Source organism: Spirillospora sp. NPDC048823, assembly GCF_043198445.1.
Taxonomy (GTDB): Bacteria; Actinomycetota; Actinomycetes; order Streptosporangiales; family Streptosporangiaceae; genus Spirillospora.
The window spans coordinates 457,128-484,009 of sequence record NZ_JBICUT010000003.1 but is presented as its reverse complement, the minus strand read 5'-3'; the positions used below and the strand labels follow the sequence as shown (position 1 = coordinate 484,009).

The following is a 26,882-nucleotide window of genomic DNA, read 5'->3' as shown; positions in this document are numbered from 1 at the left end:
AGACGATCATGGGAAGCGGAAACTGGTCCACCGACGTCTACGCCGCGCGGGCGAGCTACCGCGCGTCCACCGGCGCCAGCGCGTTCGCCTACTCCGACGGCGGCGCCACCACCGTCCACCCCGACCTCGACCCGCGCGGCGTGACCGCCCGGGAGAGCCGCGACTCGGACGACCACCCGGAGCCGCTCGCGATCGGCGTCCTGTTCGACGTGACCGGTTCGATGGGACACGTCCCGCGGACGCTGCAGACCAAGCTCCCCGACCTGCTCGGGCTGCTGCTGCGCAAGGGATACGCCGAGCACCCGCACATCCTGTTCGGCGCGGTCGGCGACGCGACCTGCGACCGGGCGCCGCTGCAGATCGGCCAGTTCGAGGCCGACAACCGGATGGACGACGACCTCGGCAAGATCCTGCTCGAAGGCGGGGGCGGCGGCCAGATGCGCGAGTCGTACGAACTGGCCATGTACTTCATGGCCCGCCACACCTCGATCGACTGCTTCGACAAGCGCGGCAGGCGCGGCTACCTGTTCATGATCGGTGACGAGCTGGCCTACCCGAAGGTCAAGCGCGGCGAGGTCGCGAAGGTCATCGGGGACGACCTGGACGAGGACGTCCCGGTCGAGGCGATCGTCCGCGAGCTGCAGCGCAGGTACGAGGTGTACTTCATCATCCCGGAGGGCGCCCACCACGCCGGCAGCCGCGAGCTGAGGGACTTCTGGCGCGGGCTGCTCGGCCAGAACGTCCTGCACCTGGACGATCTCGACGCGGTCTGCGAGACGATCGCGCTGACCGTCGGGCTCGCCGAGGACGCCATCGACCTCGACGAGGGCCTGGGGCACCTGGCGGAGGCGGGCTCGGACGCGGGCGCGTCGGTGTCGCGGGCGCTGGCCCGGCTGGACGCGTCCCGCGCGCCGGTCGCGGTGTCGTCCACGCCGCCCGGCCTGGACGCCGCCGGCCCGTCCGCGACGACCCGGCTCTGACCCGATGGGGCACGTGATCGTCGTCGACCTCGGGTTCGGGGACGCGGGCAAGGGCACGGTCGTCGACCACCTCTGCTCCGCGTCCCCCGTCGCGGCGGTCGTCCGGTTCAACGGCGGGGCGCAGGCGGCGCACAACGTCGTCACGGCGGACGGGCGGCACCACACGTTCGCCCAGCTCGGCTCGGGGACGTTCACGCCGGGCGTCCGGACGCACCTGTCGCGGTTCATGCTCGTCGACCCGCTGTCCCTCGCCGCCGAGGCGGACCATCTGCGGGGGCTGGGCGTGCGCGACGCGCTCGACCGGCTGACCGTCGACCGGGACGCCCTGCTGACGACGCCGTACCACCGGGCCGCCAACCGCGCGCGGGAGTCGGCGCGCGGCGCGGCCCGGCACGGGTCGTGCGGGATGGGCATCGGCGAGACTGCGTCCTACGCCCTGGCGCACGACGACGCGCCGCGCGCGGGCGACTGCCTGTCGCCCGCGCGGCTGCGGCGCCGGCTGACCGCCGTGCACGACTGGTATCGCGACACCTTCCCGTCGGGCGAGGACGTCCCGGGCGCCGATGCCTGCGCCGCCGCGTTCACCGCGTTCGGCGAGAGGGTCGCGATCGTGGACGCGGGCCACCTGCACGGCCTGCTCCGCACCGGGAACGTGGTGTTCGAGGGCGCCCAGGGCGTCCTGCTGGACGAGTGGCACGGCTTCCACCCGTACACGACCTGGTCGACGACCACGTTCGCCAACGCCGAGACGCTGCTGGCCGAGGCGGGCGAGTCCGCCGCGCGGCTCGGGGTGCTGCGCGCGTACGCGACCCGCCACGGCCCCGGCCCGTTCGTCACCGAGGACCCGGCGCTCACGGCGGACCTGCCCGACCCGCACAACGGCACCGGCCGCTGGCAGGGCGCGTTCCGCGTCGGCCACCTCGACGCCGTCGCGCTCCGGTACGCGCTGGACGTGGCGGGCGGCGTGGACGGCCTGGCGGTCACACATCTGGACGTGGCGGGGGCACGTCCAGACCTGCGGGCCTGCCTGGCCTACGACATGGACGGCGAACGGGTCGGGCGGCTGGCGACCGGGCCGCCCGACCTGGACCGCCAGGCCGGTCTCACCCGCCGCCTGTTCGCGGCGCGTCCCGTCTACGCGCCGCTCGGCCGTCCGGTGGAGACGATCGAGGACGCGCTGCGGGCCCCGGTCGTCCTCCGCTCGTACGGCCCGGCCGCGGCGGACAAGCGCGTGACCGTTCCGTTGCCCACCCGGAACCTGGCCGACTCCGGACGCCTCTTGACCTGAGCCTCCGGTGAAATCAAGATCGGCTGAACGTCGCGGATCCTCCGGAGGTGGACGTTGCGTCTCCCCCAGCGCACTCTCTCGGCCGTCGCGGCGCTCGCCGCGTCCCTCGCGCTCCTGACCGTCCCGCCCGCGGTGACGTCCGCCGCGGCCGAGACCGGGCCCGGCTGCGATCCCATCGACCCGGCGGCGTGCCTGCTGCCGTTCCCGAACGACTGGTACACGGTGCCCGACGCCGCGACCCCGACGGGCCGCCGCGTCCACATGCGCACCACGCTGACGAACGCGCTCGGCATCCCGGTGTCGCCGGACGAGTGGAACCGGGCGGACGGCTTCTCCCCCGGGTCGATGCTGCTCAGCCGCGTCCCCGGCCTCGACCTCACCCGCACCGGCGCGGCGCCGGTCACCGACATCGGCGCCTCGCTCCGCGACGACGCCCCCATCGTCATCGTGGACACCGCGACCGGCGAGCGCCAGCCGTACTGGGCGGAACTGGACGCCAACGCGCCGGACGACCGCAGGGCGCTGATCATCCGCCCGGCCCGGAACTTCCGCGAGGGCCACCACTACGCCGTCGCGCTCCGGAACCTGCGCGACGCGTCCGGGAACCCGATCGGGCCGAACGACGCGTTCACCGAGATCCTCGGGCCGGCGCTGCCGTCCTCCGACCCGCTCCACGAGCGGCAGCGGGACACGCGGAAGGTCCTCGCGGCCCTCGAACGCCACGGCGTGGGCCGCGACGGCCTGTACCTCGCATGGGACTTCACCGTCGCGAGCCGGCAGAGCCTCGCCGGACCCGTGCTCCACATGCGCGACGAGGCGCTCGGGAGGCTCGGCGACCGCTCCCCGTCGTTCCTCGTGACGCAGGTGACCGACGACGTCGACGACAAGATCGCCCGCGAGGTCAGGGGGGTCGTCTGGGCGCCGAGCTACCTCGACCAGTACGGCGGCCTGCCCGGGGCGTCGCTGCACCGCGGCCGGGACGGGAAACCGGAGCGGCTGCCCGGCAACTCCCAGGCCGTCCCGTTCCAGTGCGAGATCCCGAGATCGGCGTTCACGGAACCGGCCCGTCCCGCCCTCTACGGGCACGGCCTGCTCGGCGGCGAGGACGAGGTCGACGCCGGCAACGTCACGTCCATGGCCTCCGAGCACGGGTTCGTGTTCTGCGCGACCAGATGGATCGGCATGTCCGAGGAGGACGTCCCGAACGTCGTCTCGGCGCTCGCCGACCTCACCCGCTTCCGGACGGTCGCGGACCGCACCCAGCAGAGCTTCCTGAACTTCATCTTCCTCGGCCGCGCCATGACCCGCGGCTTCGCCGGCCACAAGGCGTTCCAGGACGACGCGGGCACGTCGCTGATCGACGCGGACGCCGAGCTGACCTTCGACGGGAACAGCCAGGGCGGCATCATGGGCGGCGCCCTCACCGCCGTGTCGCCCGACATCCGCCGCGCCGTCCTCGGCGTCCCCGCGATGAACTACAGCACGATGCTCAACCGCAGCTCCGACTTCCCCCAGTACGGGCGGGTCCTCGACCTGTTCTACCCCGACAGGCTCGACCAGCAGATCGGCATCGCGCTGATCCAGATGCTGTGGGACCGCGGCGAGGCCAACGGATACGCCTGGCACATGACCGGCGATCCGCTGCCGGGCACGCCGGGGCACCGCGTCCTCATGCACGTCGCGTTCGGCGACCACCAGGTCGCGCCCGTGGCCGCCGAGGTCCAGGCGCGCACGATCGGCGCCCGGATCCACGCCCCGGCCGTCCGGCCCGGCCGCAAACCCGACAAGGTCCCCTACTGGGGCATCCCGGCGTTCGGCGCGTCCCACGACGGGTCCGCGATGGTCGTCTGGGACAGCGGCTCCCCGCACCCGCCGCTCAGCAACACGCCGCCTACCGAGGGCCGCGACCCGCACTCCGACCCCCGCAACAACGCCGACGCCCGCAGGCAGAAGGCGATCTTCCTCAAGACCGGCACGGTCAGGGACGTGTGCGGCGGCGGCCCCTGCGTGATCACGCCCTGACCGGTCAGGAGCGGGGATTGTGGCCCGCGTCGGCGTCCATCCGGGCCCAGTCGGCCTCCCACATGCGGTCGCGGTGCCGGTCGCAGCGGCGGCGGACGACGATGTACATCACCAGGACCGGCAGCCCGCAGCCGAGGACGGCCGCCGTCCCCGCGTAGGCGGCGTCGGTCACCGTGCGGCTGTGCGGGCGGGGCCGGACCGCCGGGTTCCCGTCGCGGTCGACCCAGATCCTCCGCTGCGCGCCGACCTTGGCGCCCTTCCAGCTCGGCAGCGTCCCGACGCGGTTCTCGCCGTTCACCCCCGCCCAGGTGGCATGGACGGTCTCATGGACGTAGCGGTCGCCGGACGCGCCGATGCCGCCGGTCGCGGTCACCGTGGCGACGACCTGCCGGCGGTTCGCCCGCTCGGCGTCCTCGGCGCGGACACCGGCCTCGTAGGACCAGGTCGCGGCCCAGGCGGCCAGTGGCGGCGCGGTGCCGAGAAGCAGCACGAGCAGGGCGAGGGCGATCACCCGCTGGACGCGGTCCACCCGGCGCCGCAGCTCGCTGCGCTCCAGTCCGAGCCGCCGGCGCAGCCTGGTGAGCGGCGTGCCTCCCCGGCCGATACCGGACCTGCGCATCTGCGTCACCTCCCCGGGGAGTGCCCTCCCGGCAAGAGGCCTTCAGCCTTCTTCGCCCAGGATATTCCCGAGTCCGCTGATCGGCACGTGGCCTGTGGCCGAATCCTTTCCCGCTTCGCGCCCGGTATGCCCGAATGGTGACCGAATTTCGCCATCGCCCGGATCGTCGTCCGAGTCCCGGTGGCCCCCGCCACCCGCGGCCAGCGCGAGAAGAGCACCGAGAACGCACATCCCGGCGGTGATCCAGAAGATCTCCTGGTACTCGGTGCGCAGCGCCTCGTCCAAGGCCGCGTTGTAGATCTTCATCTGCCGCGCGAACTCGCCGTCCGACATCAGGAACGGCAGCGGCGGCTTCAGATCGGCGGTCAGCGCGTGGAAGCGGTAGAACCCCCACGCCGACAGCGCGGAGATCCCGAGCAGCATCCCCATCATCCGCGCCACGACCACCGCCGCCGACGCGACACCATGCCTGCCCGCGGGAACGAACCTCAGCACCGCCGACGACACCGGCGCGATCACCAGGCCGAGGCCGAGGCCCGTGACCACGAGATCGACGTCCATCCGCGGCAGCGGCCCGTACGAGGCGTCCGCCAGATCCGCCGGCCACGCCGCGATCAGCAGATAACCCACCGCGGACACCGCCATGCCCGCCGCCATCGGCCACCGCTCACCGAACCGCCTGGCGATCACGCCCCCGGCCACCGCCGCGACCGGCAGCGCGACCAGGAACCGGGTCAGCAGCAGAGCGCCCTCCGTCGCGTCCTTGTCCAGCACGGTCTGCGCCACCAGGACGACGTCCACGAGCGTCACCATCAGCGCCGCACCCGACAGCAGGCTCACACCCAGCGTCGCCAGCAGCGGCCCGCGCCGCACACCCGACAGGTCCAGCAGCCGCGTCCTCGCCTTGACCTCCCAGAACACGAACACCACGAGGACGGCGGCACCCGCGATCAGCACCGGCGGACCCCACGGCGGCAGCGCCGACTCCTGCGGCTCCGGGTTGTAGACACCGGCGACCAGCAGCCCCAGCCCCAGCGCCAGCAGCAGCCCGCCCACCACGTCAACGCCGGGCCTCGGCCCCTCCCCGCGCCCGCCCGGCACCGCGAACTGAACGGCGACCATCGCCACCAGCACCAGCGGAAGATTGATCCAGAAGATCGCCCGCCACTCCAGGACCGCCGCGACACCCGCCCCGTACAGCGGCCCCAGCACGCTGCCCAGCTCCTGCGCCGCCCCCACCGCGCCCAGGACCACCGGCCGCTGCCGCTCCTCCCACAGGTCACCGGCCAGCGCCATCGTCACCGGCAGGAGCGCGCCGCCCGCGACGCCCTGAACCACCCGTCCCGCCGTCAGCAGCGGCACACCCCCCGCCAGCGCCGTGACGGCCGAACCCACCGCGAAGAACACCAGGCACGCCTGCAGCAGCGGCCGCCGCCCGAACCGGTCCGACAACTGCCCGAGCAGCGGCATCGCCGCCACGTACCCCAGCAGGAACCCCGTCAGGACGGGCGTCACCCGCTCCAGCCGGTTGATCGGGATCTTGAGGTCCTCGACCACCGGCACCAGGATCGTCGTGACGACATAGGCGTCCAGCGCGGCCAGCAGCACCACCGCGCCGCCGGCCCCGATCGCCACCCGGCGACGCCGCCTCACTTCGGGGCGCGGATCTCGTACGGGGCGTCGAACTCGGTGAACGAGATCACCACCGCACCCTTGTTCTCAGGGAACGCACCGCGGACCTTCACCAGGCGATGGTCGGCCTTGCTCACCCAGACCTGACCCTCCAGATCCGCGTTGATCCCCGGGATGAGGCCCGAGATCTGGGCCTTCGGGAGCTTCGCCCCCACCCGGTAGGTCTCCTTCCCGGCCACCTTCTCCTCGGCCTGCGGCTCCGGCGACGCCGCCGACGTCAGCAGCTTCGAGATCCCCCGCTCCGGATCCAGCACCGCCGACGGGTCGTACATGCTCGCCGCCAGCGCCTTCGGCACCTTGCGCCAGCCACCCGTCCCCGCGTCCAGGTAAATGCTCTCCCCGACCGCGACGACCTTCATTTCGACGTTCTGGCCCTGCTGCTCGACCGTCAGCGTCCCCTCCGCGTCACCCGCCCGGAGCAGCTTCATGTCGCCGCCCTTCACGATGACCGGAGTCTCCCCCTCCGACTCCACGGTGAACGCCACGCTCTTCAGATTTCCCATCGCCTGCGCGGCCTGCCGCAGCGTCTGCGCGGCATCGAAATCCGCCTTCCCGGCGGGCTCGTCCGATCCGCCCCCGCTGCACGCACCGGTCGAAACCAGCGCCAGCAACACGGAAACGAGGACGAGGATGCGTCTGGACATACGCGGGACCTTACCGACGGGTACCCGCACCCGTCACTCGGTAGGAGGTATGACATCCTCCCACCCGAAGTACGACCCGCCGGTGACACGGCACCTCACTTTTCCTGTGGCAGCCGCGGTTTCCGCGCCGCTAAGATGACACCCGGGCCACGCCCCCACCGTCTACCGGGGGACGCCTCGGGGCGGTAGCTCAGCTGGTCAGAGCAGGAGACTCATAATCTCCCAGTCGCGGGTTCGAGTCCCGCCCGCCCTACAGAGTCTGGGCGAACCGTGTCCGCTGGGGGGCGCGGACCGGGACTCTTCCGTCATGCCGACCCGGGGGGGCGACCCCCGGACCCCCGATGTGGGGGCTCCGCCCCCACGCCCCCTGTCGGCTCAGGTTGTTGCACCGGCACGGTCGGCTCGGGGACCGGTCCTTGGGGCTCCGCCCCTCGCCCCCGTCGGCTTGAGGTCACTGCACACGTGAGCGTCAGCCCGGGGACCGGTCGATGGGGCTCCGCCCCTCGCCCCTCTGCTGGGTGGGCTTCTGGGTCAGGCGGGCCAGGTGGGGTGGCGTTTCTCTAGGAATGCCGTCATGCCCTCCTGGGCCTCGGGGGTCTGGCTGGAGGCGGCCATCACCTCGATCGCGTAGGCGTAGGCGTCCTGCTCGGGGCGGTCGAACTGCGCATACATCGCCTGCTTGCCCAGGGCCTTGCTGCGTGGGCTGCCCTGGGTGGCGCGCAGCAGCAACTCGTGGGTGGCCTTGTCCAGCTCGTCGTCGGGCACCGCGTAGTTGATCAGGCCCCAGTCGGCGGCGGTGGCGGCGTCGAAGACCTCGCCGGTGAGGGCCATCTCGGCGGCGCGTTTGCGTCCGACGTTGTGGGCGATCGCGACCAGGGGCGTGTGGCAGAACCAGCCGCCCTTGCCGCCCGGCGCGGCGAAACCGGCGCTCTCGGCGGCGACGGCGAGGTCGCAGCTCGCCACGAGCTGGCAGCCGGCTGCGGTGGCGAGGCCGTGCACGCGGGCGACCACCACTTGCGGGACGGACTGGATCGTCCGCATCAGCTCGGCGCACACCTGGAGCAGGTCGCGGACGTCGGCGTGGGACGCCCCCGCCATGTCGGCGAAGTCGTGGCCGGCGGAGAAGACCGGGCCGTTCGCGGCAAGGATCAGGCCGCGGGTGTCGGTGCCGCCGGCCTCGCGGAACGCGTCCGTCAACGCGAGCAGGAAGGCGCGGGACAGCGCGTTACGGCGGCGCGGCCGGTTCATCGTGATCGTGGTGAAGGCTCCGTCGCGGTGGAGCAGGACGTCGTTGTCTTCGCTCATGGTCCAGACGTTACGTCAGACCCTCGTCGTACGGTGGGCGGGTCCGCTGACGCGCCGAGGGGGTATGGCCTTGAAGCTGCTCACCGCCACCAACTCCAGCCAGGGATTCCGCGACAACGACTTCGACTGGTGCGTCGAAGGGGAACTGGTCCACATCGGGATGGTGTGCGCCCGTGACCGCGACGACCCGGACGGCGGATGCGGCTGCGGCCGCTCATTCGCCGGGCTCAACTCGCACCGCGCCACGACGACCGCGATGGTCAGGGAGGTTCCGGGGTTCACGAGCGACGACTATGTGCTGGCGATCAGGTCCAGCCTTGAGCAGCAGGGCTGCGACCCCGCGTTCGCCGAGCACGAGGCGGCGCTGCTGCGGTGCCTGGTGCGCGACTGGCCGGTGGGCGTGATCGTCGAGCGGCGGCTGGATGAGATCGTGGTGCGGCAGGTCCTGCAGCCCTGACCATGGGAGGTGCACGATGCTCGTCGCGTTCTCGGTGACCCCGCTCGGCGTGGGCGAGGAGGTCGGTGAACTCGTCGCGGAAGCGGTCCGGGTGGTGCGCGAGAGCGGCCTGCCCAACCGCACCGACGCGATGTTCACCACGATCGAGGGCGAGTGGGACGAGGTGATGGCCGTGGTGAAGGCCGCCACCGACGCGGTCGCGGCGCGTGCGCCGCGGGTGGGCCTGGTCGTCAAGGCCGACATCCGCCCCGGCGTGACCGGTGCCCTCGACGCCAAGGTCGAGTCGGTCGAACGCCACCTGGGCTCGACCACCGGACCCTAGAAGCCTGCTGGACGACCACCGCCGGTCGCTCGTGCGCCGCTGAGTCCACGACACACTCGCCGGCGGGCTTCAGGGCATGGCGACGCATGCCCATGCTCTGCATGCGCGGTTGCGCAGGGCACGTCGCGGGGGTGGGCGGCAGTGCCGGTGAACAATCGCTCACCGCGCACAACGGGGAGGGCGAAACGGCGCCCGAATCCCCCGGCGGGGCGGCCCCCACTGTGCTCGCCACACAACCCGAACGGCGTTCGATTGGACGCCCGCCACGTCTTGCCCGCGCCCCATGGACGCAGGTCGGCGGCCCGTGTTGGGGTGCCAGCCACACGAGAATGTGGAGGCGTGCATGGCGAACGGGACCCTCGCGGTCCGTGATCTGTCGGTGAGCTACGGCCGGGCCGTGCGGGCCCTGCGCGGGGTGTCGCTGGACGTCCCGGCGGGATCGGTCACGGCGGTGCTCGGCGCGAACGGGGCGGGCAAGTCGACGCTTCTCCGGGCGATCTCGGGGACGCTCCCGTTCCACCGCGGCGCGGTGGACGCGGGCACCGTGCGGCTGGGCGACCGGTCCCTGATCGGTCTGCACCCGGCCACGGTGGTGGCGGCAGGGGTGGTGCAGGTGCCGGAGGGGCGGCGGGTGTTCGGCCGGCTCAGCGTCGAGGAGAACCTGCGCGCCGGCGCGCTCGGCGCGCCCAGCCGGGCCGAGGCCGCGAAGGCGCACGGGCGGGTGCTGGAGCTGTTCCCGGTGCTGGCGGAACGGGCGCGGCAGCGCGCCGGGCTCCTGTCGGGCGGGGAACAGCAGATGCTCGCGATCGGGCGGGCCCTCATGGCGTGCCCGTCGGTGCTGCTGCTGGACGAGCCGACGCTCGGCCTCGCGCCGCTGATGGCCGAGCGGATCGCCGACACCGTCCGGGAGATCAACCTGCAGGGCACGGCGATCCTGCTGATCGAGCAGAACGCCGCCTTGGCGCTGGAGCTGTCGTCGGCGGCGCACGTGCTGGAGGTCGGTGCGGTCGCCCTGCACGGCCCGTCGGCGGAGCTGGCCGGCAGCGACGAGATCAGGCGCCGCTACCTCGGCGTCGGTGAGGAGATCGCCGACGACGCGGACGGCGAGGCCACCGATAAGGACGTTCCGCCGCCCGCGTTGGAGAGGTGGACCGGATGAGCGGAGCGGACCAGGGGACGCAGGAGGTCGTCCCCACACAGGACGCAGGGACGGGCGAGCTGGTCGTCAGCGGGCTCACGGTGCGGTTCGCCGGGCTGACGGCGTTGGACGACGTCGGCTTCACGGTCGCGCCCGGGAGCGTCCACGCGATCATCGGGCCGAACGGTGCGGGCAAGTCGACGTGCTTCAACGTCCTGTCCGGGGTGTACCGGGCGAGTGAGGGCAGCGTCCGGTTCGGCGGGGCGGAGCTGACCTCGCTGGCGCCGCACCGGATCGCGGCCCTGGGCGTCGCCCGCACGTTCCAGAACATCGCGCTGTCGCGGTTCCAGTCCGCCGAGGACAACCTGATGCTCGGGCGGCACCGCCTCACCCGCGCCGGGTTCGCGTCCGCGGGCCTGCGGATGCCGTGGGCGCGCCGCGAGGACGCGCGGCACCGGGCGCGGGTCCGCGACATCGCCCGGTTCGTGGGCGTGGACGAGCATCTCGGCGCCCCCGTCGGGATGCTGCCCTACGGCGTCCAGAAGCGGGTCGAGCTGGCCCGCGCGCTGGCGATGGAGCCCCGGCTGCTGCTCCTGGACGAGCCGGTGGCCGGGATGAACGGCGGTGAGCGGCGGCGGATGACCGAGGTCATCTCCCGCGCCCGCGCCGACCTCGGCGTCTCGATCCTGCTGGTCGAGCACGACATGGGGATGGTCATGCGGCTGGCCGACGAGGTCACCGTCCTCGACTTCGGCAGGCGCATCGCGGGCGGCGACCCGGCGCGGGTGCAGCGCGACCCGGCCGTGATCCGCGCCTATCTCGGTGCCGCCCACGTCCCGGCGGCGCCCTCCCACGCGGACCCGGAAGGAAATCCTTGAGCACGTTCATCGAGCTGGTGGTCAACGGGGTCTCGGCGGGAGCGGTGTACGCGCTCATCGCCCTCGGCTTCGTGATCATCTTCAAGGCCACCGAGGTGGTCAACTTCGCGCACGCGTCGCTGCTGCTGGCCGGCGGCTTCGTGACGGCCGTGCTGCACGACGACATCGGCTTCCTGCCGGCGCTCGCCGCGGGCATCGCCGCGGCGGCGGTCCTGGGCGTGCTGGTGGAGGTGCTGATCCTGCGGCACGCGCGGGTGGAGAACCATGCGGTGCTGGCGATCGTGACGATCGGCATCGACATCGTGCTGACGACCGAGCTGACGCGGCGGATCGGCACGCAGGTCCTCTCGCTCGGCGACCCGTGGCAGAACAAGATCGTGTACGTGGGCGGGGTGGGCATCGCCCAGACGCGCATCGCCGCGTTCGTCGTCGCGGCGGTCATCATCGCGGCGTTCCTGCTGGCGTTCCGCTTCACGTCGTGGGGCGTGGCGATGCGGGCGGCGGCCGAGGACGGCGAGACGGCGTCGCTGATGGGCATCAGGCTGACGCGGGTCTCGCTGGCGGCGTGGGCGATCGCGGGCGCGCTGGCGGCCGTCGCGGCGCTGTTCCTGACGGTGTTCCCCACGCCGGGGCTGGACCGCAGCACGTCGTTCGCCGCGATGAAGGCGTTCCCCGCCGCGATCCTCGGCGGGCTCGACTCCACGACCGGGGCGCTGGTCGGCGGGCTCATCGTCGGGCTCACCGAGTCGCTCGTGACCGGCTACCAGGGCGACCTGACGTTCCTGGGCCGCGGCATCGGCGGCGTGGCGCCGTTCCTGGTGATGCTCGCCGTGCTGCTGGTCCGGCCCGCCGGGCTGTTCGGGACGAGGGAGCTGTCGCGTGTCTGAACGTCCGTCCGTCCTCCGCTTCCTCGGGCGGCGGTGGATCATCACCGCGGCCATCCTGGTCATGCTTCTCCCTCCGTTCTACCTGGACGCGTTCTGGCTGCTGACGGGCCTGTTCGCGATGTCCGCGGCGATCGGCGCGATCGGCCTGAACCTGCTGACGGGGTCCACCGGGCAGCTCTCGATGGGGCACGCGTTCTTCCTGGCCGTCGGCGCCTACGGGTACGTGTACCTGGCGTCCGGCTCGGAGGACGGCATGGTGGGCCTCGGGCTGCCGACGCCGCTGGCGTTCGTCGGCGCGGTGGTCCTCGCCGGTGTCGCGGGCGGCCTGTTCAGCCCCATCGCCGGGCGGCTGCGCGGCGTCTACCTCGGCATCGCCTCCCTCGCGCTGATCTTCGTCGGCCAGCATGTGCTGTTCAACGCCGAGAGCGTCACCGGCGGCTTCAACGGCCGCGACGTCCCGCCGCTGGAGATCGCCGGGTTCCGGTTCGACGACTCCCCCGGGGTGGTGCTGTTCAACGTGCCGCTCGGCGCGGTGGAGCGGCTGTGGTTCCTCGGCCTCGCGCTGCTGGTCCCGGCGGTGTGGATCGCGCGCGGCATCCTGCGCGGCCGTCCCGGGCGGGCGATGAACACGATCCGCGACCACGAGGTGGCGGCGGCCGTCATGGGGGTGCCGGTGGCGCGCTACCGGGCCGGCGTGTTCGTGCTGTCGTCGATGTACGCGGGCGCCGCCGGGGGGCTGCTGGCGCTGGCGTTCCAGCGGACCGTCCCCGACTACTTCGGGATGTTCCTGGCCCTGGACTACCTCGCCATGATCGTCATCGGCGGGCTGGGCAGCGTCGCCGGGGCCGTCGCGGGCGCGGTGTTCGTCTCCGTCCTGCCCCAGCTCCTCACGCGCTTCGGCGACGACCTGCCGCTCGTCGCGACCCCGGGCTCGGGCGGGGTCTCCCCCGCCGAGGCGGCCCGGATCCTGTACGGCGCCGCCGTCGTCGCCGTCGTCCTGTTCCTTCCCCGCGGCCTGGCCGGGATATGGCCGTGGCTGCGCGCCACGGCGTCGCGGCGCCGGGCCGCCCGACCCCTCACCCGACTCGAGAAAGAGGAGCAACTGGTATGAAGCGAATGGCGCGCGTCACGGCGGTCGCCGCCCTGGCGCTGGCATTGCCGCTGAGCATGGCGTCCGGCTGCAGCAAAAAGTCGACCGGCGGCCCGGGAGAGGCCGGTGCCGACGGCGTGAAGCAGGGCACCGGCGTCACCGACAAGAAGATCAGCGTCGGGATCGAGACCGACATGACCGGGGTGTACGCGCCGCTCGGCAAGAGCCTCACCCAGGCGCAGCAGCTGTACTTCGAGCAGGTGAACGCGCAGGGCGGCATCTGCGGGCGTACGGTCGAGCTCGTCGTCCGCGACCACGGGTACGACGTGCAGAAGGCCGTGGCCGCCTACAGCGAGCTGAAGACGAGCGTCATCGGCCTCACGCAGTTCGTCGGGTCGCCGATGGTGACGGCGCTCGGCGACCGCATCACGGCCGACAAGATGTTCGTCATCCCGAACGCGTGGGCGACGACGCTGCTCGGCAACCAGTACATCCAGGTCACCGGCACCACCTACGACGTCGACATGATCAACGCCCTGGACTTCCTGACCAAGGAGAAGGGGGTCGAGAAGGGCGACAAGATCGGGCACGTGTACTTCGAGGGCGACTACGGCGAGAGCGCGCTCGCCGGGTCGAAGTACGCGGCCGGCGAGCTCGGCCTGACGATCGTCGAGCAGAAGATCAAGGCGACCGACAACGACATGACCGCGCAGGTCTCGGCGCTGCAGAGCGCCGGGGTGACGGCGATCCTGATGAGCGCGGGCCCCAAGCAGTCGGCGTCGCTCGCGGGCGTCGCCCGGTCCAAGGGCCTGATGGTGCCGATCGTGGCGAGCAACTCCGGGTTCTCCCCGCAGCTGCTGAAGACCCCCGCGGCGCCCGCGCTGCTCAAGGGCTTCTACCTCGCCAGCGCCGGCGCGCCGATCGCGTCCGACCTGGCGCCGATCAAGAAGCTGGCGGACGACTACGCGAAGAAGTACCCGGGGCAGCCGCTGGACAGCGCGGTCGTCAACGGCCACACCAGCGCGGTCATCTTCGCGGACGCGCTGAAGAAGGCGTGCGAGGCCAAGGACCTCACCAGGGACGGGCTGATCAAGGCGCACCGGTCCACCACCACCTACGACGGCGGCTACGGGACGCCGATGGACTTCTCGAAGGTGGACGAGCCGGGCACCCGCAAGACCTACATCCTGCGGACGGACGCCAAGGCGCTCGGCGGCATGGTCGTCGAGCGGGAGGCCACCGCCTCCAAGGAGGCCGAGGCGTACAAGGTCCCGGCCGGCAAGTGACCCGCCCCGCTCATCGCTGATCTGCGGCGTGTCACCCCGAAGGAGCAAATCCTTCAGGGAGTGGCACGCCGCAGGTCAATGCGGGGACCTCGGCGAGGGCGCGGCCGGGCGCCGGCGTCCCGGCTCCGCCCTTTGATCAGAGATTAGGTTAGGTTAACCTAAGTAACGATCAAGCCCGCAACAGGGTTACCGCCGTTGATTCATGGAGTACGCCCGGCATGCCGAAACCGTCCCCCCCCCTACGCGTTCTTCGACCTGGACGTCCTGCGGGCCGAGCGCCTCGGCCCGTCCATGGTCCGGGTCACCTTCGGCGGCGAGTCGCTGAACGGATCCGCCGAAACGGCGTTCGTCTCCGCCGGGCGTGACCAGCGCATCAAGGTGTTCCTCCCGCACCCGCACCAGGACGCGCCCGTCATGCCGGACGACAACGACGGCGAAACCTGGTTCGCCGACTGGAAGGCCCTGGACCCGGCCGAACGCGGCATCATGCGCTCCTACACCGTCCGCGACCACCGCCCCGGCGAACTCGACGTCGACTTCGCCCTGCACGTCGAGGGCTCCTCCGGCCCGGCCGCCACCTGGGCCGCGGCGGCCCGCCCCGGCGACCGCGTCACCATCCTCGGCCCGACCGGCTCCGACAACGGCGGCTACGACTTCCGCCCGCCGCCCGGGAGCCCGGTGCTGATCGCGGGCGACCTGACCGCGCTGCCCGCCATCGCGGGGAACCTCGCCTGGCTGCCCTCAGGAACGTCCGCCCAGGTCTGGATCGACGTCCCGCATCCCGGCGACCGGCAGCACCTGCCCACCGCGGCCGACGCGGAGATCACCTGGGTCGCCCCCGGCGGCCTGCTGGACGCGGTCCGCACCGCCGACGTCCCCGCCGACGCCTACGCCTGGATCGCAGGCGAATCCGCCCTGGTCAAGGCGCTCCGCCGACACCTGGTCCGCGAACGCGGCCTGAACCGCCGCACCGTCACCTTCTCCGGCTACTGGCGCCGCGGCGCCACCGAGGAGGACCTCCTCGCCGAGTCCGTCGCCGAGACCACCAACACCGAAGAGTAAGGCCCTCGCTGACGCCACCCGGGGTGCGGAATCAGCGCAGGTCGAGCCCGCCGCTCTTCACACGCTGCGCGAACGCACGCCATTCGGCGGACGCGAAAAAGAGCCTGGGCCCATCCGAATCCTTCGAGTCCCGCACCCCGACCTCCGCCGAAAGGCTCGCCACCTCGACGCAGGCGCCGCCGGTGTCGCCACTGCGGCTACTCTTCCGCCACTCGATCTTCGACGCGCTACCGATGCTCACAGACCCTCCAAGATCGTATGAAGGAGCTTCAGGGACTCATCCGTCGACAATGCCGCACCCCTGATCAAATCGAAACGTAGCGCATACGCCCGAACCACGCGTCCTTGCTCGATCAACTGGCCGCCCACATGACCTTCAACGTACGCGGCATCGGGCCCCTCGTCGAAGCCGAGGATCATGAACGCCCCCATGACCCCCGGGTACGATCCCTTGGCGCTCGGCACGATCTGCAGCGTGACGTTCAGCCGATCGGCCAGATCGATCAGGTGCTGCACCTGACCGCGCATGACCTCTGGGCCTCCGACCGGCCTCCTGATGGCGTACTCGTCGAAGACCACGACGACATGGCAGGGGTCCTCCCCTTCGAGGATCGCCTGGCGGGAGAGCCTCGTCGCCACCAACTCCTCGGCCTCACCGGGAGTCCGGCCGGCCTTCAGTTGCTCGTACGCGTACTCCCGCGTCTGAAAGAGGCCCGTTACAGCCATGGCTTCGAAGGTATGAATCACGCGTGCCATGGCCTCACGCTGGAGGAATTCGGCGAAGCCGGGCGGGAGGAGCTGGAGGTGTCCGAGACGCTGGATCCATTCCCAGATGCGGTGGAATGCACCTTTCGTCTCGAAGAACGTGTCGCAGTCCGTCGCGAAGTTCTCGGACGGGGCGCTCTCGCCTCGCTCCAGCAGGCCGATCCACTGAGGTGAGTAGCCGAGCTTCGCGGCGAGCTGGGGACGTCCGAGTTCAGCCGTTTCGCGGCATGCACGCAGTTCTGTACCGAAGAATTCGACGGGTGTCTTCGGTATTTCGATGGTACGGGCACGGCGGGGCATCATTGCCTCCAGGGGGAAAGCTCTGCCGGTTCTCGATTGCGCCAGACGGCATTCTCGACATGCTCATCTCGCTCTTTCGGACGATAGGGCGATCACGGTGAGCCGTGAAGCGATTACCCAAAGAAGCCGCATGCCTTTCGGACGACGCGGGATTCAGCTGCTCTGACCGGCGTCGTCGACGGTGAGGGTGGTTCGGTCGATCACGCCGGCGCGGTAGGCGGCGCCGCCGATCGTCTGGGCGGTGATCGGCGCGGTGAGCAGTTGGAAGAACGCGACCAGGATCAGCGGGGTGGCGGCCGAGACGGAGCCGGTCTGGGCCGCAACCCCGGCGAGGATCAGCAGCAGCCCGATCGTCTGCGGCTTCGTTGCCGCGTGCAGCCGGGAGTGCAGGTCGGGGAACCGGAGGGCACCCAGGGCGCCGAGGGCGGAGAAGACGGCGCCCGCGGGCAGCAGGACGGCGGTGACGACGTCCCCGGCGCTCATGGGCTCTCCCCCCAGGCCCCCGCCAGGCGGGCGGCGCTGACCGAGCCCACGAAGCCGAGCATCGACACGACCAGCAGAAGCGTCGCGTACGCGGGTTCGCCCCAGTAGGCCGAGTGGACGGCGATGCCGCTGACCAGCAGGACGGCCATGACGTCCAGTGACATGATGCGGTCGAAACTGGACGGGCCGCGTACCAGCCGCGCGGCCGTCATCAGGAACGCGGCGCCCAGCAGCGCCATGGTCAGGATGTAGACGGTGTTCATCGAGGCTCCTCCTGTGGTGGTGCGTCCTCCCATGTCACGAATGCGCGCATCAGTCGCTCCTCCGTGCGGATCACGCCGGCCCGAGCCGAGTCGGCCTCCCACGGGCCGTGGACCGGCATGGCGTGGATGCGCAGGATGGCCCGGTCCAGATCCAGGTCGATCAGGATCGTGCCGGGACGCAGGGAGATGCTGGTCGTGACTCCCAGCAGGATGATGTCCGAGCGGGACCGCAGGTCCACGTCGATGAGGGCGCTGCGCACCTGCCGGGGCCTGTACAGCGCGTGCCATCCGATGACCACGCTCGACGCCAGCAGGTCCCAGGCGAACTCGGCGACGGCCATGGCGAGGCGCAGCGGCCGTATGCGCCGGACGAGCGGTACCGCGGGCAGCCGGCTCGTCGCGTACACGCCGACGACGACGACGGCGCCGCCGGCCACGGTGAGCGCGTCGACCCGTCCCCACAGCAGCAACCAGATCCCGAGCAGCCACACGCCCATGAACAGGCGGGAGGCGACGCGGCGGGAGCCGTTCAAGACCCTCCCCCCTCCAGCACGGCGTTCCGGTACACCGCCGGGTCCAGCAGGTCGGCCGCGGCGCGGTGGCTCCAGGACGCCAGCGGCCCGGCGAACACGGCGATGAGCAGGCCGCCGACGACCAGGACGGCCGCCACGGTCCCCATGAGCCGCGTGCTTCCCTCCGGGTAGGACCCGGCGGCGGGGGGCTCGCCGGCCTCCTCGGGGCGGGGACGCCAGAACCCGAGCGTCCAAATCCGCGACATCGCCATCAGCGTGAGCAGGCTCGCCAGCACCGCCACGCCGGTGACGGCGTAGGCGATGTGGCGTCCCTCCCCCAGGCCCGCCTGGAACAGCGCGAGCTTGGCGATGAAACCCGAGGTCGGCGGCATCCCGCTCACGCTCATGGCGGGAATGAAGAACATCACGGCGATGAAGGGCGACAGGCGCGCCAGGCCGCCGAGGCGGCGCAGCGACGTCTCCCCGGTGCGCCCCTGCATCAGGTCGCTGACCAGGAACAGCGCCGCCTGCACGACGATGTGGTGGGCGAGGTAGAGGATCGCTCCGGTGAGGCCGGCGACGCTGTACAGCCCGAGGCCGAACAGCATGTAGCCGATGTGGCCCACCAGGACGAACGAGAACACCCGGTGGATGTCGTCGTGGGTCAGCGCGCCGAGGGTGCCGGCGAGCATCGTCGCGGCGGCGAGGACGAGCATGATCCACGACACCTGGTCACGGGGGAACAGCAGCGTCTCCACCCGGATGAGGGCGTAGATGGCGGCCTTGGTGAGCAGTGCCGCGAACACGGCCGTGACCTTGGTGAGGGCGGCCGGGTAGCTGTCGGGCAGCCACAGGTGCATCGGGGCGATGGCGCCCTTGATCCCGAACACGACGAGGAACAGCAGCCCGAGCGCCGTGCGGGTCCCCTCGGGCAGTTCGGCGACGCGCTCGGACAGGCCGGCGAGGTTCACCGAGCCCGTCGCGGCGTAGGTCAGGCCGATCGCGGCGAGGAACAGGATCGACGACATGAGGCTGACCACGGTGTAGGTCATGCCGGCCTGGAGCCGTTCCGCCGTCGGGCTGAGCGTCATCAGCACGTAGCTCGACGCCAGCATGATCTCGAACGCGACGAAGAGGTTGAACAGGTCGCCGGCGAGGAAGATCAGGCTGACTCCGGCGGTCAGCGTGAGATACGCCGGATAGAACACGCCCGGCTCGTGCCCGCCCATGCCTCCGGCGCCCTCGGCCACGGCGTGCAGCATGATCGCCAGCAGCACGCCGATGGACACCACGAGCAGCAGCGCCGACAGCCGGTCCGCGACGAGGGTGATGCCGAGCGGTGCGGCGAAGCCCCCCATCTGGACGGCGATCACGCCGTCGCGGGCCACGGCGGCCATCAGCGCGCCCGCGGCGGCCAGCGACGCCGTGACGGTCAGCGGGGCGAGGACCCGCAGCCACCTCTCCCGGCGGCGGCTGACCATCGTGAGCGCGGACCCCAGCAGCAGCAGGACGAACGGCAGCGGAACGAGGACGCTCACGCGCCGCCCCCCGTCTCGCCGTCCCCGCGCCCGGCGGCCTCCTGCTCGGCGTCCTCCTCGAACGGGTCGGCGTCGTCGTCCCAAGACTCGTCAGGGCGCTCGGCGTGGATCCGGCGGTCCTCGACGTCGTCGCGAACCTCGTCCTCCCCCAGGAGCATCCGGCTGCGGAACGCCAAGGCCAGCAGGAACGCCGTCACCCCGAAGGTGATCACGATCGCGGTGAGCACCATGGCCTGCGGCAGCGGATCGGCCATCGGCCGCTCGGACTTCCGGCCGAGCAGCGGCGGGGAACCGGCCGCACCGCCCGCCAGCAGAAGGAGCAGGTTGGCGCCGTGCCCGAGCAGCATGAAGCCGATCACGATCCGGACCAGGGACCGCTGCATCAGCATGTTGAAGCCCGCCGCGAACAGCACCGCGGAGGCCAGGATGAGGACGAGAGCGGGCCCCGTCACGGTCGCGCTCCTTCCGCCGTGTCGTTCTCGTCCGGGACGTCCTCTTCCAGGGCGTCCTCGTCGAGGCTCGCGCCGAGTGTGGTGAGGATCGTCAGCACCAGCCCGAGCACCAGCAGGTAGACCCCGACGTCGAAGAACAGGCTCGTGGGGATCTTGACGTCGCCGATCACGGGGAGCTCGGCGTGCAGGACCTCGTTCTTCAGGAAGGCGCCGTCCGCCATGCCGCCGAACGTCCACCCGGCCACACCCGTGGCGGCCGCCAGCCCGAGCCCGCCGCCGAGCAGGACGCCGGGCCGCACGGGCATCGCGGCGGCCAGTTCGCGCCGCCCGCCCGGCAGGTAGCGCAGGACGTACGCCATGGCCGCGACGAGACCGGCCACGAACCCGCCGCCGGGACGGTTGTGCCCCGCGACGAGCAGGTAGACGGAGAACACCAGGATCGCCGGGCCGAGCAGGCGGGCCGCGGCCGCCGCCGGCACCATCGGCGCGCCGCCGAGCGCCGGGCGGCCGGAGGTCGCGAGCCAGCCTCTCCCTCCGCCGGGCTCCCCTGCCGCCTCGCCGCCGGCGGGCTCCTCGCCGGACGGGCGCGGTATGCGGCGGCGGCCACTGAGCACCAGCCCGATGACGCCCATGGAGGCCACGGCCACCACCGTGATCTCGCCGAGGGTGTCCAGGGCCCGCGCCTCGACGAGGATCATGTTGACGACGTTGTCGGCCCCTTCCTCCGCGGCGAGTTCGGCGTAGCCGGGACCGGTCGGCGTGCTGCGGCGGCTCAGCGCCGCCACCACCAGGAACGTCGCGATGAACGCGCCCAGGCCCACGCTGATCAGGCTGGTCGCGACCCTGCCGGAGAGCTTGCGCCTGCGCGGCGGGAACCGTTCCGGGAGCCGCCGCAGCACGAGCACGAGGGTGATCAGCAGGAGCGTCTCGACGACGAGGTGCGTGAGCGCGAGGTCCGGCGCGCCCTGTGCCACGAAGAGCCCGCCGATCGCGTAGCCGACCCCGGCCATCAGCAGCGCCGCCGACAGCCTGCGGCGGGCCAGCATCGCCGCGAGCCCGCACACGATCACGATCAGGCCCAGGACCGTCTGCACCGGATCGTCCCAGCCGTGCAGGACGTAGTCCGCGACGTCGGGGCTCCTCTTGTCCGTCATCCCCGCGATGAGCGCGGAGCCCGGCACCACGAGCACCGTCGTCCCGATCACACCGAGGTAGACGGGGAGCGACCCGGCCTGGAGGCGCTTGGTGACCGCGTGCGCCCCCACGAGGACCGCGCGGACCACGCCGTTGTACCCCCGCTGACCGTCCGGGACGGGCCACCGCACCGGCTTGGCCGAATACGACCGTCCGGCGAGGAGGAACAGCCCGGCACCGGCCGCGACGGCGAGCGCGGACAGCGCGATCGGGAGCCCGAGACCATGCCAGAGCGCGAGCTTGTAGCCGGGATCTCCGCCCAGCGTGTTCGCGTACGGCGCGACCATCGTCTGCACCGGGCCTGATAGGAAACCCAAGGCGAACCCTGCGGCGGCGGGCACCGCCACCGGCACGGCCATCCCCCACGGGTCCGCCGCCCGCGCCCCGCCCCCGCCACCGGCGAAGGCGGCATGGAGGAACCGCAAGCCGTAAGCCGTGGTCAACGCCGCCCCCGCCACCACACCGGCGAGGACGACGGCGTCCAGCCCCCCATGCGCGAAGGCCTTGACGGCGGCCTCCTTCGCCACGAACCCCAGGAACGGCGGCAGGCCGATCATGGACGCGACCGCCGCCGTCGCGGCGATCGCCGTCACGGGCAGCCGCCGCCCCATCCCGGACAGTTCACCGGCGCGGCGCGTCCCGGCCTCGTGCTCGACGACGCCGGCGGCCAGGAACAGCGGTGCCTTGAACAGTCCGTGGGCCAGCAGCAGCGCGGTCCCCGCCAGCGCCGCCGTCCGGGTCCCGGACCCGAGGAGGACCATCAGGAAACCCAGCTGGCTCACGGTGCCGTAGGCGAGCAGCGCTTTCAGGTCGTCCTGCCGGAGCGCGATGACGCCGCCGGCGAGCAGGCTCACCAGCCCGACGCCGATCACCGCCGGGCGCCACAGGCCGGTGTCGGCGAACGCGGGCGTCAGCCGCGCCACCAGGTAGACGCCCGCCTTCACCATGGCGGCGGCGTGCAGGTAGGCGCTCACCGGCGTGGGCGCCACCATCGCGGCGGGCAGCCACGCGTGCAGCGGCATCTGCGCCGACTTGGCGAACGCGCCCAGCAGCACCATCACCAGGCCCGCCTCCGCCGCGGCGCCGCCCGGCGGGTCGACGAGCAGCGCCGAGATCCGGTAGGTCCCGGCGGCCTGGCCGAGCACCACGAACCCGGCGAGCATCACCAGCCCGAACGCGGTCGTCATCAGCAGCGCCTGGGTCGCCGCGCGCCGGTCCTCGGCCCGTTCCGGGCGGGTCGTGCCGATCAGGATGAAGGAGCTGAGCGTGGTCAGCTCCCAGAACACGTAGAGGACGAGCAGGTTGTCGGCGAGCACCAGACCGGTCATCGCCCCCGCGAACGCGACGAGCGTCCCGGTCATCAGTCGTTCGGAACCCTCGAAGTACCAGCCCGCGTAGCAGAGCGCGACGGCGCCCACGCCACCGACCAGCAGCAGCATGACGATGGACAGCGCGTCCAGCCGGAAGTCGAGTACGAGCCCGAGGTCGGCGGCCCACACGAGCTCCGCCGTGAGGTCGTCCCCGCCCGCCCGAGTCGCGGCCCACGCCGCCGTCGCCGCGGGTAGCACCGCCGCCGCGCACGCCATCACGCGCCGGTACCGCCCCAACGCCCAGGGCACGGCGACCGCCGCGATGGCATGGGCGAGAACCAGCGTCAGCACGTCGCATGCCGACCTACCCGATCAGCGCCCCCCAAACGATCAGCGGACCTGCCCCCCATGAGGACGGAGACGGTCTACCGGCACCGGCTGCGGTGCGGCTAGCGCATCGCACAGGGCTTCTGCGAGGTCCTTGGGCGGCCACCTCGGTGAATCGCGAGCGTAAGCAGCAGTTGCTGAGGGTAGCCGACCAGCAGGCTGATCTTGTACCAGCTCGGCCGGCGCTTCGGCATCTCCCGTCGAACGGTCAGCAAGATCCTCAAGCGTCACGGCAGGGTGGAAACTGGCGGCGCGCTTCGGGGTGAGTGCCGACACGGTGCGATTGCGGTTGGTGGAGTCCGGGGGTGAGGATCCGGGCGAGAGGTGCGAAACTGATCCCTTCGCAGCAGCGGCCCCCTCCACCACGCTTCACTGATACCGAGCACATGGGGGAGCATCAGACATGCTCGACGAGCGAGATCTGATTGCGTATGACGAGCCCCGCATCTTGGGCGAGGTCTTCCCCGACCGGAATGCCGCCGGCCCCGACCACCGAAAGTGCTCCGCATGCGGGGCCGTCCTGCCCGCTGACCAGTTGACCGTCATCAAGCACCGTCACGCCCGACACGCGAAGGGGCATCTACGGATCTACTGCCCCAACCACTTCGCCCACGCCAACGAGCGCGTCGTAGGCGGCGCATCCGGACCGGCGACTCAACCGTCAAGCGGGTCGCGCCCGCTCGACGACCTCTTGATCGATACGAGTTATGACTTCCAGACCGACACTCCCCCGGGCAAAGACCCCGACACGCACAGCGACACACTGCACCGTTACCACCGGGCACTCTGGAGCAAAGAACTTCCAGGCGGAACGCCCTTCGACCTCGCTGATGGAAGGCCGGGGAGTTACCTCGTCCACGAGTCAGCCGAAGCACGGTTCTGGCTCAGCAGCGACGCCGTCATACCCACGTTCCCGCACAAGGCAAGTGCCATCGTCGCCATGCTCGATGATGGCGAGTCCGAAGCGTTCTGGAACCTGGGCTACACGATCGGCGGGATGATGATCTGGCCGGGCGACAAGATCGGAAATAAGCAGACGATCAACGGTGCCCGCGGCTTCCACCCACGGATCGCCGACCGGTTCGACCTCACGGTCGAGTGCGTCCGCCGCCACTATGCGGGCCGGCGGAGCCCACTCGGGGAGGTCCTCGCTCGGTACACCGACTTCTTCGCCCTGTTTGGAACCTTCGAAGGGTTCATCAACCACTTCCTCCTCCAGGACCTACTCGACGGGGGGCGGGTCCGGTTCGCGATGCCGTTCGACGAGTTCACCATGCCGTCAGTGCCGCAGGACCTGGCGACGTACCGCCGCTACATGGAGACGAGCACGGAGTTCCTCCACGCCAGGAACGCCCGTATCGCCGCGTACGCAAAGACCCTTCAGGGGTGAGCAGGGCCGTCATCCTATGGCGCAAAGAAACCCGCCCCGAAAGGGGCGGGTGGGCGGGGGGTGGCGGAGGCCCACGGGGGGCTCCGGGGGGTCGCCCCCCGGGCGTCATGACGGGAGCGATCCAGCGAAGACGAGCGAAGCTCGTCGAGTATGGGGAGGAATCGCTCCCGCGACTGGACTCGAACTAGTCGAACACCCGTTCGCACTGGCTGTCGACCCCACAGACCCGGAGTTACACGCCCACCGACGTCCACCGAAGTCCAGCCACTTCCTCACCCGTCGTCAGGCAGTTGGACAGGCACCACGCGCCACGTGCGACGACAGTGTCGGCTAGGTCGCCCAGCAGTGTGAGCCCGAGAATCGCGCGGGCACGGTCCGCGCCGAGAACCCCACCGGCGAAGCAGAACAGCTGCCATCCGCCTTCCCAACTGCAGACGGAGGCAAAGCACTGCACCGTCCCGGAGTCCTTACACGACCGTGACGCAAGCGAAACCACACGTTTCTGATATCTGCCGCGTGGGATCGGCGCGCCGCCTGCGAGGCTGAGTGACGGCCAGAGCCCCGCGCCCGTCCCAATCCAGGAGAACCTGATGATTCACGACTCCACCCACCTCGGGACCAGCGACACCGAGACCTGGCGAGCGGTGCCTGCCGAAATCAACCCGTCCGGTGACGAGCTCGGCGCGTGGGCTGTCGTCGCCGGTGACGGCGAGGAAGCCGACGTCTATCTTCAGGTCACCGCCGAGTATCCACGGCGAGTTGCTGAGTTCGTCGCTGCGGCCGCGCGGGCTGAGGCTGCAGGCCGCCGCTTCGCTGGCGCCACTGGCGACATCGCCGCGGAGCTGGATCGACAGCAACGGTCCAGCGGCCCGGCAGATCAGAGGGGGACGGCTGGGGCGGCATACCTGCCTGACCCGCTTCGCCTGGCGATGCTGGTCGAGCATGTCGGAGAGGTCGCACGTGAGGTCGCAGATGGGGGCGGCCGATGCCGCGATGAGGCCGCCAAACACCTTTATGCGAGCCTGACACAAGTCGCCGCAACCGCTGTGAGCTGGATGGAGGCTGTCCAAGCCCGAGGCCTGCCCGGCACCGAAACACACGCCCACGAAGAGACCAACTGACGGGCCTCAGGCAACGGCCGCCCGGCTTCGCGCCCTTGCGATTATCGGGCCTCGCCGGCGAGTTCGGCGAGCACCATCGACACGTGATGCGACAACGCGAACGCTCGCCACTGGGCTGCGCCGCCGGGGCCGCCGACTCGCCGGGCGCGGAGAGCGATCTGCCCGTCGCCCCACGAGTAGTCCTCGCCGGACCACCACAGGGCTTCTGTTACATCGCGGCACAGGTCGTAGAAGGTGGAGAAACCGCCGTTTGGGGCCGAGGGGTAACGGTAGGTGTGCCAGCATGTGTGGGCGGTGTAGCGAAGGTTGGGTTTGGGGAACCCGTCCCGTGGGAGGCTGGTTCCGGCCACGCCGTAGTCTCCGAACCCCAAGCGGCCCGACAACTCGGGCGCTCCCGTCACCGATTGGCGCCAGAGATCGGCATCCAACCGCGGGAATGCCACGCACTGCCCGAGCGGGACGCTGGTGATCCGGTCTGGAAAGGCGGCCGCCGCCACCGCGATCCGGCGCCACGGCCAGCCGGCCAACGCGGCCAGCGTTTGGTGAAGGCTATGCACAGCCCCCTCCACCTCAAGGCGTCCACCGATCGCGCCGAAGTCAACGAGCAAATCAAGTTGCTCAGCTCGACCTCCCAACCGTTCGACCACCGTGGCGACTCGATCCACCAACTCCTCTTCTCTCGACCGCCTGTGCACTTCGGTCTGGCTCGATAGCCGACTAGTTGCCACGACCCGGACCAAAGCGCCTTCCCCATGAACATCCGCCGCCTCGGCGGCGGCCAGCAACACCCGTTCGATCAGGCCACCCGAAGCCACTCGGACGACAGGACGCATCGGGATCATCATCAGGGCTAGGTCTTCGCTAACACTCTGCAACGGCGTATCCCCGCTCAGGCCGTACCGTCGGTCGAGGTGAACGCAGTCCACAGCGGGAACCGTCCCCTTGAGTAGCTCTGCCGTCACCAGCTCCGCCAGCCGCATCGTGGTCTGCCGTAACGGCATGTTGTCCTTGTAGCAAACCGCTTCGAGTACTGGATGCACCTGCGGCATCTCAGAACGATCAAGCTTGCCTAGCGCTAACAACTCCCCCTGGCGGGCCTGCAGAACCGGGACATACTCCGCCGTCGCTTCTCCCCCCGTGGGTCGGGTGAGGCCACCAGCCCTACGGCCACCGGGGTGCTGAGGACTGGTCATGGGAAACCGACCAACCTCTCACTTGACAGGTGTCGTCAGCCCCGAGCCTTACACGAAGATTTTTGACCGTCCATACGACCAGGACGGTAGATGTTCCTGCCCCTGCCCCCTCTGGACAGGCACTGCCCGAAACCCACCGCTACGGCGACCCGGGTCGACTGGACGAACCGCATTAGGGAGGTTCCGTCGTGGATGCGCGTGAAGGGGGCCGTCGTTCCTCAACGCGTCCGTCACACGGACGGCGCGGGCTTCGGGCATGGTCCCGGTTGCCTCAGCCGGTAGAAGCCAGGCGCCCCGAGCATCA

The 26,882-nt window shown here is 71.1% G+C and carries 26 protein-coding genes and 1 tRNA gene; 14 read left to right on the top strand and 13 right to left on the bottom strand.

Going from position 1 to position 26,882, the window contains the following annotated elements; all coding sequences use genetic code 11:
* Window positions 1-8 precede the first annotated feature (8 nt).
* Genes ACGFK0_RS09830 through ACGFK0_RS09820 form a run of 3 tightly spaced genes read left to right on the top strand, consistent with a single transcriptional unit; the run spans window position 9 to window position 4,290 of the window.
* The gene (locus ACGFK0_RS09830) at window positions 9-980 is read left to right on the top strand and encodes a hypothetical protein (protein ID WP_392902376.1); all 972 of its coding nucleotides are present in this window, start codon (window positions 9-11) and stop codon (window positions 978-980) included.
* 4 nt (window positions 981-984) lie between these two features.
* Complete coding sequence (locus tag ACGFK0_RS09825; protein WP_392902373.1) at window positions 985-2,268, top strand: adenylosuccinate synthetase; 1,284 nt, start codon at window positions 985-987, stop codon at window positions 2,266-2,268.
* A 54-nt stretch (window positions 2,269-2,322) separates the two neighbouring features.
* Window positions 2,323-4,290, top strand: a complete 1,968-nt coding sequence (locus ACGFK0_RS09820) for a hypothetical protein (RefSeq protein WP_392902370.1) — start codon at window positions 2,323-2,325, stop codon at window positions 4,288-4,290.
* A gap of 4 nt (window positions 4,291-4,294) precedes the next feature.
* Here the strand turns inward: ACGFK0_RS09820 and ACGFK0_RS09815 are convergent, their stop codons facing one another.
* Genes ACGFK0_RS09815 through ACGFK0_RS09805 form a run of 3 tightly spaced genes read right to left on the bottom strand, consistent with a single transcriptional unit; the run spans window position 4,295 to window position 7,245 of the window.
* Window positions 4,295-4,909, bottom strand: a complete 615-nt coding sequence (locus ACGFK0_RS09815; protein ID WP_392902368.1) for a hypothetical protein — start codon at window positions 4,907-4,909, stop codon at window positions 4,295-4,297.
* A 42-nt stretch (window positions 4,910-4,951) separates the two neighbouring features.
* The gene (locus ACGFK0_RS09810) at window positions 4,952-6,544 is read right to left on the bottom strand and encodes an MFS transporter (protein WP_392902365.1); all 1,593 of its coding nucleotides are present in this window, start codon (window positions 6,542-6,544) and stop codon (window positions 4,952-4,954) included.
* 14 nt (window positions 6,545-6,558) lie between these two features.
* Window positions 6,559-7,245 carry an LppX_LprAFG lipoprotein gene (locus tag ACGFK0_RS09805; protein ID WP_392902363.1) on the bottom strand — a complete coding sequence of 229 codons (687 nt, stop codon included), beginning with the start codon at window positions 7,243-7,245 and terminating at the stop codon, window positions 6,559-6,561.
* Between the two features lie 179 nt (window positions 7,246-7,424).
* On the opposite strand from ACGFK0_RS09805, the gene ACGFK0_RS09800 reads away from it, so the two are divergent.
* Window positions 7,425-7,498, top strand: a tRNA-Ile gene (locus ACGFK0_RS09800).
* Window positions 7,499-7,776: 278 nt separating this feature from the next.
* On the opposite strand, the gene ACGFK0_RS09795 is transcribed toward ACGFK0_RS09800, so the two are convergent.
* Window positions 7,777-8,550 carry an enoyl-CoA hydratase-related protein gene (locus ACGFK0_RS09795; RefSeq protein ID WP_392902361.1) on the bottom strand — a complete coding sequence of 258 codons (774 nt, stop codon included), beginning with the start codon at window positions 8,548-8,550 and terminating at the stop codon, window positions 7,777-7,779.
* A gap of 64 nt (window positions 8,551-8,614) precedes the next feature.
* On the opposite strand from ACGFK0_RS09795, the gene ACGFK0_RS09790 reads away from it, so the two are divergent.
* From ACGFK0_RS09790 to ACGFK0_RS09755, 8 genes are all read left to right on the top strand, one after another.
* A complete protein-coding gene (locus ACGFK0_RS09790; RefSeq protein ID WP_392902359.1) occupies window positions 8,615-9,007 on the top strand; it encodes a hypothetical protein in 393 nt (130 codons plus the stop codon).
* Between the two features lie 16 nt (window positions 9,008-9,023).
* The gene (locus ACGFK0_RS09785; protein WP_392902357.1) at window positions 9,024-9,329 is read left to right on the top strand and encodes an MTH1187 family thiamine-binding protein; all 306 of its coding nucleotides are present in this window, start codon (window positions 9,024-9,026) and stop codon (window positions 9,327-9,329) included.
* A 343-nt stretch (window positions 9,330-9,672) separates the two neighbouring features.
* On the top strand, window positions 9,673-10,488 hold the full coding sequence (locus tag ACGFK0_RS09780) for an ABC transporter ATP-binding protein (RefSeq protein WP_392902354.1): 816 nt from the start codon (window positions 9,673-9,675) through the stop codon (window positions 10,486-10,488).
* Window positions 10,485-11,345, top strand: a complete 861-nt coding sequence (locus ACGFK0_RS09775) for an ABC transporter ATP-binding protein (protein ID WP_392902352.1) — start codon at window positions 10,485-10,487, stop codon at window positions 11,343-11,345. The genes ACGFK0_RS09780 and ACGFK0_RS09775 overlap by 4 nt, the downstream gene beginning before the upstream one ends.
* Entirely contained in the window at window positions 11,342-12,232 is an 891-nt protein-coding gene (locus ACGFK0_RS09770; RefSeq protein WP_392902349.1) for a branched-chain amino acid ABC transporter permease, read from the top strand. The genes ACGFK0_RS09775 and ACGFK0_RS09770 overlap by 4 nt, the downstream gene beginning before the upstream one ends.
* On the top strand, window positions 12,225-13,343 hold the full coding sequence (locus ACGFK0_RS09765) for a branched-chain amino acid ABC transporter permease (RefSeq protein ID WP_392902347.1): 1,119 nt from the start codon (window positions 12,225-12,227) through the stop codon (window positions 13,341-13,343). Before ACGFK0_RS09770 ends, ACGFK0_RS09765 begins: the two co-directional genes overlap by 8 nt.
* Window positions 13,340-14,608: an ABC transporter substrate-binding protein gene (locus ACGFK0_RS09760; protein WP_392902345.1), complete on the top strand. Its 1,269-nt coding sequence runs from the start codon at window positions 13,340-13,342 to the stop codon at window positions 14,606-14,608. The genes ACGFK0_RS09765 and ACGFK0_RS09760 overlap by 4 nt, the downstream gene beginning before the upstream one ends.
* A gap of 195 nt (window positions 14,609-14,803) precedes the next feature.
* Window positions 14,804-15,670 carry a siderophore-interacting protein gene (locus ACGFK0_RS09755; RefSeq protein ID WP_392902343.1) on the top strand — a complete coding sequence of 289 codons (867 nt, stop codon included), beginning with the start codon at window positions 14,804-14,806 and terminating at the stop codon, window positions 15,668-15,670.
* Window positions 15,671-15,701: 31 nt separating this feature from the next.
* On the opposite strand, the gene ACGFK0_RS09750 is transcribed toward ACGFK0_RS09755, so the two are convergent.
* The 8 genes from ACGFK0_RS09750 to mbhE all read right to left on the bottom strand — a co-directional run bounded on the left by ACGFK0_RS09750 (window position 15,702) and on the right by mbhE (window position 22,838).
* A complete protein-coding gene (locus tag ACGFK0_RS09750) occupies window positions 15,702-15,911 on the bottom strand; it encodes a DUF397 domain-containing protein (RefSeq protein WP_392902341.1) in 210 nt (69 codons plus the stop codon).
* Window positions 15,908-16,735, bottom strand: coding sequence for a Scr1 family TA system antitoxin-like transcriptional regulator (locus tag ACGFK0_RS09745; RefSeq protein WP_392902339.1), 828 nt, complete (start codon window positions 16,733-16,735; stop codon window positions 15,908-15,910). Before ACGFK0_RS09745 ends, ACGFK0_RS09750 begins: the two co-directional genes overlap by 4 nt.
* 153 nt (window positions 16,736-16,888) lie before the next feature.
* A complete protein-coding gene (gene mnhG / locus ACGFK0_RS09740; protein ID WP_392902337.1) occupies window positions 16,889-17,218 on the bottom strand; it encodes a monovalent cation/H(+) antiporter subunit G in 330 nt (109 codons plus the stop codon).
* Window positions 17,215-17,481, bottom strand: coding sequence for a monovalent cation/H+ antiporter complex subunit F (locus ACGFK0_RS09735; protein WP_392902335.1), 267 nt, complete (start codon window positions 17,479-17,481; stop codon window positions 17,215-17,217). Before ACGFK0_RS09735 ends, mnhG begins: the two co-directional genes overlap by 4 nt.
* A complete protein-coding gene (locus ACGFK0_RS09730) occupies window positions 17,478-18,014 on the bottom strand; it encodes a Na+/H+ antiporter subunit E (protein ID WP_392902333.1) in 537 nt (178 codons plus the stop codon). The genes ACGFK0_RS09735 and ACGFK0_RS09730 overlap by 4 nt, the downstream gene beginning before the upstream one ends.
* Window positions 18,011-19,531, bottom strand: a complete 1,521-nt coding sequence (locus tag ACGFK0_RS09725) for a Na+/H+ antiporter subunit D (RefSeq protein ID WP_392902331.1) — start codon at window positions 19,529-19,531, stop codon at window positions 18,011-18,013. Before ACGFK0_RS09725 ends, ACGFK0_RS09730 begins: the two co-directional genes overlap by 4 nt.
* Window positions 19,528-19,983: a Na(+)/H(+) antiporter subunit C gene (locus ACGFK0_RS09720; protein ID WP_392902329.1), complete on the bottom strand. Its 456-nt coding sequence runs from the start codon at window positions 19,981-19,983 to the stop codon at window positions 19,528-19,530. Before ACGFK0_RS09720 ends, ACGFK0_RS09725 begins: the two co-directional genes overlap by 4 nt.
* A complete protein-coding gene (gene mbhE, locus ACGFK0_RS09715) occupies window positions 19,980-22,838 on the bottom strand; it encodes a hydrogen gas-evolving membrane-bound hydrogenase subunit E (RefSeq protein ID WP_392902327.1) in 2,859 nt (952 codons plus the stop codon). The genes ACGFK0_RS09720 and mbhE overlap by 4 nt, the downstream gene beginning before the upstream one ends.
* Before the next feature lie 439 nt (window positions 22,839-23,277).
* On the opposite strand from mbhE, the gene ACGFK0_RS09710 reads away from it, so the two are divergent.
* Together ACGFK0_RS09710 and ACGFK0_RS09705 are read left to right on the top strand one after the other, a co-directional pair.
* On the top strand, window positions 23,278-24,264 hold the full coding sequence (locus ACGFK0_RS09710; protein ID WP_392902325.1) for a DUF6994 family protein: 987 nt from the start codon (window positions 23,278-23,280) through the stop codon (window positions 24,262-24,264).
* Between the two features lie 590 nt (window positions 24,265-24,854).
* Window positions 24,855-25,385, top strand: coding sequence for a hypothetical protein (locus ACGFK0_RS09705; protein ID WP_392902323.1), 531 nt, complete (start codon window positions 24,855-24,857; stop codon window positions 25,383-25,385).
* Window positions 25,386-25,426: 41 nt separating this feature from the next.
* On the opposite strand, the gene ACGFK0_RS09700 is transcribed toward ACGFK0_RS09705, so the two are convergent.
* Window positions 25,427-26,578 (bottom strand): hypothetical protein, encoded by a 1,152-nt coding sequence (locus ACGFK0_RS09700; RefSeq protein ID WP_392902321.1) that lies wholly within the window; start codon window positions 26,576-26,578, stop codon window positions 25,427-25,429.
* Window positions 26,579-26,882: the final 304 nt, after the last annotated feature.

Bases quoted from the DNA above. Each gene is read 5' to 3' on its own strand.
- ACGFK0_RS09830 (WP_392902376.1), top strand. From the start codon at position 9: ATGGGAAGCGGAAACTGGTCCACCGACGTCTACGCCGCGCGGGCGAGC.
- ACGFK0_RS09825 (WP_392902373.1), top strand. From the start codon at position 985: ATGGGGCACGTGATCGTCGTCGACCTCGGGTTCGGGGACGCGGGCAAG.
- ACGFK0_RS09815 (WP_392902368.1), bottom strand. From the start codon at position 4,909: ATGCGCAGGTCCGGTATCGGCCGGGGAGGCACGCCGCTCACCAGGCTG.
- ACGFK0_RS09805 (WP_392902363.1), bottom strand. From the start codon at position 7,245: ATGTCCAGACGCATCCTCGTCCTCGTTTCCGTGTTGCTGGCGCTGGTT.
- ACGFK0_RS09795 (WP_392902361.1), bottom strand. From the start codon at position 8,550: ATGAGCGAAGACAACGACGTCCTGCTCCACCGCGACGGAGCCTTCACC.
- ACGFK0_RS09790 (WP_392902359.1), top strand. From the start codon at position 8,615: ATGGCCTTGAAGCTGCTCACCGCCACCAACTCCAGCCAGGGATTCCGC.
- ACGFK0_RS09785 (WP_392902357.1), top strand. From the start codon at position 9,024: ATGCTCGTCGCGTTCTCGGTGACCCCGCTCGGCGTGGGCGAGGAGGTC.
- ACGFK0_RS09780 (WP_392902354.1), top strand. From the start codon at position 9,673: ATGGCGAACGGGACCCTCGCGGTCCGTGATCTGTCGGTGAGCTACGGC.
- ACGFK0_RS09775 (WP_392902352.1), top strand. From the start codon at position 10,485: ATGAGCGGAGCGGACCAGGGGACGCAGGAGGTCGTCCCCACACAGGAC.
- ACGFK0_RS09760 (WP_392902345.1), top strand. From the start codon at position 13,340: ATGAAGCGAATGGCGCGCGTCACGGCGGTCGCCGCCCTGGCGCTGGCA.
- ACGFK0_RS09745 (WP_392902339.1), bottom strand. From the start codon at position 16,735: ATGCCCCGCCGTGCCCGTACCATCGAAATACCGAAGACACCCGTCGAA.
- mnhG (WP_392902337.1), bottom strand. From the start codon at position 17,218: ATGAGCGCCGGGGACGTCGTCACCGCCGTCCTGCTGCCCGCGGGCGCC.
- ACGFK0_RS09735 (WP_392902335.1), bottom strand. From the start codon at position 17,481: ATGAACACCGTCTACATCCTGACCATGGCGCTGCTGGGCGCCGCGTTC.
- ACGFK0_RS09710 (WP_392902325.1), top strand. From the start codon at position 23,278: ATGCTCGACGAGCGAGATCTGATTGCGTATGACGAGCCCCGCATCTTG.
- ACGFK0_RS09705 (WP_392902323.1), top strand. From the start codon at position 24,855: ATGATTCACGACTCCACCCACCTCGGGACCAGCGACACCGAGACCTGG.
- ACGFK0_RS09700 (WP_392902321.1), bottom strand. From the start codon at position 26,578: ATGACCAGTCCTCAGCACCCCGGTGGCCGTAGGGCTGGTGGCCTCACC.